Origin of the sequence: Hydrogenophaga defluvii (assembly GCF_042665235.1) — a bacterium.
Lineage (GTDB): Bacteria > Pseudomonadota > Gammaproteobacteria > Burkholderiales > Burkholderiaceae_C > Hydrogenophaga > Hydrogenophaga defluvii_A.
In genome coordinates this window covers 919-1,121 of sequence record NZ_JBHTBZ010000087.1, presented here as the reverse complement: position 1 = coordinate 1,121, position 203 = coordinate 919, and the positions used below count along the sequence as shown (strand labels likewise).

Sequence of the window (203 nt, the reverse complement as noted above, 5' to 3'; positions counted from 1 at the left end):
CCGAAATCGAGGCTGGCCGCTACGACTGCGTGCTGGTGCTGGGCGCCGAAGAATTCAAGAACACCGACGGCAACACCGCCTCTACCAACCAGAACGCCGCCGCCTGGCAAGGCCACGAAGGTTTTGACTGCACCTACATGTGGCCGGCCGCCTTCGGCCGTGTCGCCCAGGAATACGACCGCCGCTACGGCCTGGACCGCCGC

1 pseudogene is annotated in these 203 nt (G+C 66.0%); it reads left to right on the top strand.

The window, feature by feature from the left end:
- A pseudogene (locus ACFQU0_RS20640) lies at positions 1-203 on the top strand (acetyl-CoA acetyltransferase); the annotation flags it as partial.